Below are 444 nucleotides of genomic sequence, written 5' to 3'. Positions count from 1 at the left end.
ACTTTGTCAATAATCTGATGATAAAAATCCACGCATTTGCGTGGATTTTTATTGATGACTAATTATTCAACGCGTAATAAACGGCTGGTGTTTGTACCGCCTTCTTTTAATTCATCACCGTGAGTAAGAAGAACTAAATCGCCAGTCATTAAATAACCTTGCTCTTTTAACAATGCTAATGCTTTTTTCGCACCGTCAATAGTACGGCTATCTAAATCGTAGAATACTGGTGTTACACCACGATAAAGTGCGGCACGGTTTAATGCTTTCTCATTACGAGAGAGAGCATAAATTGGTAAACCTGAACTGATACGGCTCATCAATTTTGCTGTTTCGCCTGAATGGGTTAAAGCAATAATTGCACTCACGCCGTCCATATGGTTTGCGGTGTACATTGCAGACATCGCAACCGCTTCTTCTACGGTACTAAATTTATCTTCCATA

Annotated in this window: 1 protein-coding gene; it reads right to left on the bottom strand. The window is 39.2% G+C overall.

Annotated features, from left to right (window positions below; all coding sequences use genetic code 11):
- Positions 1 to 62: 62 nt before the first annotated feature.
- Positions 63 to 444, bottom strand: a 382-nt coding sequence (locus A1D25_RS01805) for a pyruvate kinase alpha/beta domain-containing protein (RefSeq protein WP_275895798.1), incomplete at its 5' end; no start/stop codon positions are given.

The organism is Ursidibacter arcticus (assembly GCF_009761375.1).
In the GTDB taxonomy this organism is placed as follows: domain Bacteria; phylum Pseudomonadota; class Gammaproteobacteria; order Enterobacterales; family Pasteurellaceae; genus Ursidibacter; species Ursidibacter arcticus.
The sequence above is the reverse complement of the archived record's forward strand: the minus strand, read 5'-3'. Positions and strand labels throughout refer to the sequence as shown.